The sequence below is a fragment of the Methylorubrum zatmanii genome, assembly GCF_014845115.1.
Lineage (GTDB): Bacteria > Pseudomonadota > Alphaproteobacteria > Rhizobiales > Beijerinckiaceae > Methylobacterium > Methylobacterium zatmanii.
Genome location: NZ_NKUI01000139.1, coordinates 1 through 5,778 on the forward strand (window position 1 = coordinate 1; position 5,778 = coordinate 5,778).

7 protein-coding genes are annotated in these 5,778 nt (G+C 69.7%); 6 read left to right on the plus strand and 1 reads right to left on the minus strand.

Annotated features, from left to right (window positions below; genetic code table 11):
• Nucleotides 1–683 (plus strand): phosphodiester glycosidase family protein (locus MZTS_RS16995; protein ID WP_192284735.1); only part of this gene is annotated, 683 nt, incomplete at its 5' end.
• Nucleotides 684–777: 94 nt separating this feature from the next.
• On the opposite strand, the gene MZTS_RS17000 is transcribed toward MZTS_RS16995, so the two are convergent.
• Nucleotides 778–1,896 (minus strand): NADH:flavin oxidoreductase/NADH oxidase, encoded by a 1,119-nt coding sequence (locus tag MZTS_RS17000; RefSeq protein WP_192284736.1) that lies wholly within the window; start codon nucleotides 1,894–1,896, stop codon nucleotides 778–780.
• 165 nt (nucleotides 1,897–2,061) lie between these two features.
• Here MZTS_RS17000 and MZTS_RS17005 point away from each other — a divergent pair, with 165 nt between their 5' ends.
• The 5 genes from MZTS_RS17005 (at nucleotide 2,062) to MZTS_RS17025 (ending at nucleotide 5,719) form a co-directional block, all read left to right on the plus strand.
• Nucleotides 2,062–3,054 carry a glutathione S-transferase family protein gene (locus tag MZTS_RS17005; protein WP_192284737.1) on the plus strand — a complete coding sequence of 331 codons (993 nt, stop codon included), beginning with the start codon at nucleotides 2,062–2,064 and terminating at the stop codon, nucleotides 3,052–3,054.
• An 88-nt stretch (nucleotides 3,055–3,142) separates the two neighbouring features.
• Nucleotides 3,143–3,661 carry a hypothetical protein gene (locus MZTS_RS17010; RefSeq protein WP_192284738.1) on the plus strand — a complete coding sequence of 173 codons (519 nt, stop codon included), beginning with the start codon at nucleotides 3,143–3,145 and terminating at the stop codon, nucleotides 3,659–3,661.
• A 144-nt stretch (nucleotides 3,662–3,805) separates the two neighbouring features.
• Nucleotides 3,806–4,717 (plus strand): thioredoxin family protein, encoded by a 912-nt coding sequence (locus tag MZTS_RS17015; RefSeq protein ID WP_192284739.1) that lies wholly within the window; start codon nucleotides 3,806–3,808, stop codon nucleotides 4,715–4,717.
• Between the two features lie 64 nt (nucleotides 4,718–4,781).
• Nucleotides 4,782–5,450, plus strand: coding sequence for an LON peptidase substrate-binding domain-containing protein (locus tag MZTS_RS17020; RefSeq protein ID WP_192284740.1), 669 nt, complete (start codon nucleotides 4,782–4,784; stop codon nucleotides 5,448–5,450).
• 62 nt (nucleotides 5,451–5,512) lie between these two features.
• Nucleotides 5,513–5,719, plus strand: coding sequence for a Trm112 family protein (locus tag MZTS_RS17025; RefSeq protein WP_009862416.1), 207 nt, complete (start codon nucleotides 5,513–5,515; stop codon nucleotides 5,717–5,719).
• Nucleotides 5,720–5,778: the final 59 nt, after the last annotated feature.

Here is a 5,778-nt window from a genome sequence, read left to right on the forward strand (position 1 = left end):
CGCAGGCCGCCGCGAAGGGGCCGTGCCGGGCGGTCGAAGCGGAGGGGCAGCCCTACACCGTCTGCACCGTCGACCTCACCCGCGAGCGGGTGCGGCTGTTCTGGCTCGGGCCGGACGGGCTGCCCTATTCCTCGCTGTCGAACCTCGCCGGCCGGCAGGGGCCGCGCCTCAGCTTCGCGATGAATGCCGGCATGTACGACAAGGGGCAGGCCCCGGTCGGACTCTACGTGGAGGAGGGCCGCGAGATGAAGGGCGTCTCGACCGCGAACGGGCCCGGCAACTTCCACCTCAAGCCCAACGGCATCTTCTACGTGAAGGGCGATCGGGCCGGGGTGCTCGACACCGCCCGATACCTACGCGCCAAGCCGAACCCGGATTTCGCCACCCAATCGGGCCCGATGCTGGTGATCGAGGGCAAGATCCACCCCAAGATCTCGACGGACGGGCCGAGCCAGAAGATCCGCAACGGCGTCGGCGTGCGCGATGGCGGCCGCACGGCGATCTTCGCCATCTCGGAACATCCCGTGACGTTCGGCGCCTTCGCCCGCCTGTTCAAGGACACCCTCGGCTGCCGCAACGCCCTGTTCCTCGACGGCAGCGTGTCGAGCCTCTACGCGCCGGGCCTCGGCCGCTCCGATCTCAGCCGCCCGCTCGGGCCGCTGGTGGGAGCGGTGGCGCGGTAGACGGCGCGGCAGACGGATTGTCCTTCCAGCCCGCGTTCCCGGTCCTGAGGCGCCGCATCGCTGGCGCTCAGGACGGGGGGAGAAGAAGAACCTCTCACCGCTGCCCGAAGGCCGCGCTCTTGAACAGGTCCTTGTACTGGTGCGGCTGGCTGCGCCAGTACTGCTTCGGGGCCCGCACCTGCGCGCCGAGTTCGGCCGCCGCGTGCCAGGGCCAGCGGGGATCGTAGAGCACGGCGCGGGCGAGCGAGATCGCATCGGCCTTGCCCTCGGCCAGGATCGCCTCCGCCTGGCGCGGCTCGGTGATGAGGCCGACGGCGATGGTGGTGAGCCCCGTCTCCGCCTTGATGCGCTCGGCGAAGGGCACCTGATAGCCCGGCCCCACGGGGATTTTCTGCGCGGGGGAGAGGCCCCCCGTCGAGACGTGGATCGCCGCCGCGCCGCGGCTCTTGAGGGCGCGGGCGAGTTCGAGCGTCTGGTCGAGGTCCCAGCCCTCCTCGACCCAATCGGTGGCCGAAACGCGCATCCAGACCGGCTTGCCGGCGGGCACGGCCTCGCGCACCGCCTCGAAGCATTCCAGGGGGAAGCGCATCCGGTTCTCCAGGCTGCCGCCATACCGGTCCTCGCGGCGGTTGGAGAGCGGCGACAGGAACTGGTGCAGCAGGTAACCGTGGGCGCCGTGCAGCTCGACCCCGTCGATGCCGAGCCGCATGGCGCGTCGCGCCGTGGCGACGAAGCCGTCGCGCACCCGCTTCAGGCCCTCGGCATCGAGGGCGTGGGGCGGAATCTCACCCTCGGCATGGGCCAGGGCGGAGGGCGCCTCGGTGCGCCAGCCATCGGCAGCCTCCGGGGCGATCTGGGCGCCGCCCTCCCAGGGCGCCCGGCTCGACGCCTTGCGGCCGGCATGGTTGATCTGGATCGCCACCGGGATCGGCGCATAGCCGCGCACGGCGTCGAGCACGCGTCCGAGCGCCCGCTCGGTGGCGTCGTCGTAGAGGCCGAGATCGGCGGGCGAGATCCGCGCCTCGGGCGAGATCGCCGTCGCCTCCAGGGTCAGGAGTCCGGCGCCGGACTGGGCGAGCTGGCCGAGATGCATCAGGTGCCAGTCGGTCGCCGCCCCGCCCAGGGCCGAGTATTGGCACATCGGCGCGATGACGATGCGGTTCTCGAGTTCCAGATCGTCGAGGCGCAGGGGCTCGAACAGGCGGGCGGACATCGGCGGGCTCCGGGACGGGCTTCGGGGTCGGCGGCCTATCTGGGATGCGCGGTCCCCGGCCACCAGCCCCCGGCGGGCCGATGGGCCGGACTTAAGGCCCGATGGCCTTTCCCCGCCGCCGGTCTCCCCCATCTCCTCACGGGCGGAGTGTCAGGAGCGTTCGGGATGGGTTTGCTGGTCGAGGGCGTGTGGCACGACAAGGGCTACGACACCGCCAAATCCGGCGGGCGCTTCGAGCGTTCGGCGGCTGCGTTCCGCAACTGGGTGACGGCGGACGGAAGCCCCGGACCTTCGGGAGAGGGTGGGTTCAAGGGCGAGGCGGGGCGCTACCACCTCATCGTTTCGCTCGCCTGCCCCTGGGCGCACCGCACCCTGATCCTGCGCCGGCTCAAGGGGCTCGAGGAGGCGATCACGGTTTCCGTCGTCTCGCCGTATATGCGCGAGGAGGGCTGGGTGTTTCATCCGGCTGAGGAGGGCGGCGTGCCGGGGGCGACGGCCGAGCCGCTGTTCGGCGCGTCCCGCCTCTACGAGATCTACCGGCAGGCCAAGCCCGATTATTCCGGCCGCGTCACCGTGCAGGTGCTGTGGGACAGGGAGCGGGGCACCATCGTCTCGAACGAATCGGCCGAGATCGTGCGCATGCTCAACGACGGTTTCGGCGAGGGAGGGCCCGACCTCTACCCGGAGGCGTTGCGCGGCGCGATCGATGCGGTGAATGCCCGCGTCTACGACCGGGTCAATAACGGCGTCTACAAGGCGGGCTTCGCCACCACCCAGGAGGCCTACGAGGAGGCCTTCACTGCGCTGTTCTCCGAACTCGACGCCCTGGAGGCACAGCTCGACCGGCAGCGTTACCTGTGTGGGGGCGACCTGACCGAGGCCGATATCCGCCTGTTCACCACCCTGGTGCGGTTCGATGCGGTCTATGTCGGGCACTTCAAGTGCAACCGGCAGCGGATCGCCGACTACCCCAATCTCTCGCACTATTTGCGCGACCTCTACGCCCTGCCGGGCGTCGCCGAGACGGTGAATCTCGACCACATCAAGCGCCACTATTACGGCAGCCACGCGGGCATCAACCCGACCGGGATCGTGCCCCTGGGGCCGGAGCTGCATTTCGATGCGCCCAACGACCGCGCCCTGCGCTTCGGGCGTTGAACTTGCCGGCCGCGGAGCAAGATAGCATCCGCCCATCAGAACGAGGCGCCCCCGCGATCCGGGCGCCGATGAGGAGGAACACCCCGCCATGACGACCCGCTCGCGCTATGCCTTGCTCGCGCTGCTTCCGCTTCTGTCCGCCGGGCCGGCCCTGGCTCAGCAGGGGGCCGAGGTGAAGATGACCGGCCGGTGCGAGCGGCTGGTGATCGCCGGCCAGGACATCACCCAGAACTGCAAGGAAGAGCTCGCCAACTCGGTCTCGCGCGGGCGCACCAGCTTCGATTTCGCCGCCTGGGACGGCCAGACCCTGAGCTTCAGCGGTTCCGGCGCGCAGCATGAGCGCACCGAGGAGACCGAGCAGCTTCAGCCGGTCAGCCTCGTGGTGCCGGGCATGAAGAACAAGGAGGGCATCGTCCGCAATCCCGCCCCGGCGGTGGGCTCCTGCAAGTTCTCGTCACCCGAGCCCGGCAAGACCATGATTGCCTGCGAGGCGACTTCGCAGGGCAAGACCTATGCGGGCGTGTTCGTCACCGACGCCAAGGCGGATGGCAAGGACGCCACACAGGACGCCAAGCAGGGCGCTGCGGGCCAGCCGCCCAAGCCCTGATCCGATCTCGACCCTGGGCCATCCCGAAAACGTCTGGTCAGCTGCGTCGTCAGGCCCCATGTAAGCCGGGTCCCATGTTATGGGCCCGGTGCAACGCACGCGGAAGCGTGTTCCAGGCCGTTTGCAAGACTGTTTGAGGGCTCCATGCTCGAAGCCAACGCCGCCGCCGGCGCGCCCGCCGCCGACGGCCTCATCAAGGACACCACCACGGCGGGGTTCCGGCAGGACGTCATCGCCGAATCGATGAACCAGCCGGTCATCGTCGATTTCTGGGCGCCCTGGTGCGGCCCGTGCAAGCAGCTCACCCCCGTCCTCGAGAAGGTCGTGCGGGCGGCAGGCGGCCGGGTGAAGCTCGCCAAGCTCAACATCGACGAGCATCCCGGCGTCTGGCAGCAGATCGGCCAGCAGCTCGGGCTGCAATCGATTCCCGCTGTGATCGCCATCGATCGCGGCCGGCCCGTCGACGCCTTCATGGGCGCGGTGCCCGAGTCCGAGGTGCGCGCCTTCGTCGACCGGCTCGCCGGCCCCTCGGAGATCGATCAGGTTCTCGAGGAGGCCGCCGCCGTCGCCTCCGCCGGAGACCTCGCCACGGCCTCCGAACTCTACGCCGCGGTGCTGCGCGAGGAGCCGGAGAATCTCAAGGCGATTGCCGGGCTCGCCAAGACCCAGCTCGAACTCGGTGAGACCGAAAACGCCAAGCAGGTGCTCGCCATGGTGCCCGCCGACAAGGCGGAGGATCCGGTTCTGGCCGGCGTGCGCGCGGCGCTCGAACTCGCCGAGCAGGCCGGGAGCCTGGGCGACCTCGCCGGCCTGCAGAAACGCATCGAGGCCGACGGAAACGACTTCCAGGCCCGCTTCGACCTCGCCCTCGGCCTCAACGCCGCCGGCAAGCGCGACGAGGCGGTCGATCAGCTCGTGGCCATCGCCCGGGCGGACCGGACCTGGAACGAGGACGGGGCGCGCAAGCAGCTGCTCCAATTCTTCGAGGCCTGGGGCCTGATGGATCCGGCCGCGATCCGCGGGCGTCGGCAGCTTTCGACGCTGCTGTTCTCGTGACAGCGGTGACCGGGCGTGCGGGAGGCGATCTCCCGCACTTCCTCCTTCAGCAGGAAAGCCGCGCATGAGCCCGCAGCCGAGCTGCAAGTCGCCGGCGGATTGCCCCGCCATCATCCCCGTTTTCCCCCTGCCGGGAGCCCTTCTCCTGCCGCGGGGGCAGATGCCGCTCAACATCTTCGAGCCGCGCTACCTCGCCATGATCGACGATGCGCTGCGCTCGGAGCGGGTGATCGGGATGATCCAGCCGGATGCGGACGGGGGCGGCCCGCCGCTGGCGCCGCGTCTCTACCGGGTCGGCTGCGCCGGGCGGATCAGCCAGTTCGCCGAGACCGGGGACGGGCGCTACCTGATCTCGCTGACCGGAATCAGCCGCTTCCGCGTCGAGAGCGAACTCGCCGTCACCACGGCCTATCGCCGCTGCCAAGTCTCCTACGACGCCTTCGCCCAGGATTTCGAGGCGAGGGCCGGGGAGGACGAGGTCGACCGCGCGGGCGTGCTGCAGGCTCTGCGCAACTTCGTCGATGCCAACGAGCTTCAGGTCGATTGGGCGGGGATCAAGGAGGCGCCCAACGAGGCCCTCGTCAACGCCCTGTGCATGATGAGCCCGTTCGGGGTGCGCGAGAAGCAGGCCATGCTGGAAGCGCCCGACCTCAAGACCCGGGCCGAGGTGCTGGTGGCGGTGACCGAGATGGAGCTGGTCCGCGCCAGCGGCTCCGAGCCGACGCTGCAATAAGTTTTGTCGGAACTCCCGGCTGTCCGCGGCCGGGCATCCATTCACCCGAAGGCGAAAAACCCATGGCCGATACCCCCACCCCGCCCGTCGAGGCGACCCGGGTCGATCCCCGCCTCCTCGAATTGCTGGTCTGCCCGCTGACCAAGGAATCGCTCGAATACGACGCGGCCCGCGAGGAGCTGATCAGCCGCTCCGCCAAGCTCGCCTATCCGATCCGCGACGGCATCCCGATCATGCTGCCGGAAGAGGCCCGCTCCCTGGCGGAGTGATACGGTTTCCGCTTGATTAAAGCGGGAACCGTATCGGCAAGCCCGCGCGGCACTTGAGC

Excerpts from the sequence above, each read along its gene's own strand:
- MZTS_RS17025 (WP_009862416.1), top strand. The coding sequence starts at position 5,513 with ATGGCCGATACCCCCACCCCGCCCGTCGAGGCGACCCGGGTCGATCCC.
- MZTS_RS17020 (WP_192284740.1), top strand. The coding sequence starts at position 4,782 with ATGAGCCCGCAGCCGAGCTGCAAGTCGCCGGCGGATTGCCCCGCCATC.
- MZTS_RS17015 (WP_192284739.1), top strand. The coding sequence starts at position 3,806 with ATGCTCGAAGCCAACGCCGCCGCCGGCGCGCCCGCCGCCGACGGCCTC.
- MZTS_RS17010 (WP_192284738.1), top strand. The coding sequence starts at position 3,143 with ATGACGACCCGCTCGCGCTATGCCTTGCTCGCGCTGCTTCCGCTTCTG.
- MZTS_RS17005 (WP_192284737.1), top strand. The coding sequence starts at position 2,062 with ATGGGTTTGCTGGTCGAGGGCGTGTGGCACGACAAGGGCTACGACACC.
- MZTS_RS17000 (WP_192284736.1), bottom strand. The coding sequence starts at position 1,896 with ATGTCCGCCCGCCTGTTCGAGCCCCTGCGCCTCGACGATCTGGAACTC.